General features: G+C 71.9%; 1 pseudogene. It reads left to right on the forward strand.

Annotated elements, in window-relative coordinates:
- Nucleotides 1–658: pseudogene (locus PV419_RS52990) on the forward strand (polyketide synthase); the annotation flags it as partial.

A 658-nucleotide genomic window follows, 5' to 3' on the forward strand; every position in this document is an offset into this window, starting at 1 on the left:
GGTGGAGTGGACGGCGTGGTTCGGGGTCGGGGGTTCGGACGCGCGGCCGTCCGTGCTCGATCTGCCGACCTACGCCTTCCAACGCGAGCACTACTGGCTTGAGCCCGGTGGGTGGTTCGCCACGCGCGAGAGCGGGTCCGACGCGGAGGACGGCTTCTGGGCCGCCATTGAGGCCGGCGATCTCGCGGCTCTGGCCGCGTCGTTGCGGCTGCGGGAAGAGGACGCCGAGCGGGTGCTCGCACCTGCGCTGCCGGTGCTGGCGCAGTGGCGTCAGGGCGAGCGCGACCAGGCACGCGTGGCGGGCTGGCGTTATCGGACGGCGTGGTCTGCGGTGTCCGGGCTTGACGCACAGCCTCGGCTGGATGGCCGCTGGCTTGTCGTGGTGCCCGAAGGAATGGCCGACGACGACCCGGCGCTGCAGGTGGTCGTCCAGGCGCTGGAGGCTTCCGGGGCACAGAGCGAGACGCTGGTGCTGGACCGGCTGCGGGCGGTGGACGGCTGGCCGGAGGTGGCGGGTGTGGTGAGCCTGCTCGGGATGGCGGAGAGCGACGGCTCCGGTTTGGTGGGGACGGTGGGGTTGGTTCAGGTGGTGGGTGAGGTGGGGTTTGGTGGGCGGTTGTGGTGTGTGACGCGCGGGGGTGTGTGGGTGGGTGGGGAT

It is taken from the genome of Streptomyces sp. ME19-01-6 (genome assembly GCF_033793745.1).
GTDB lineage: Bacteria > Actinomycetota > Actinomycetes > Streptomycetales > Streptomycetaceae > Streptomyces.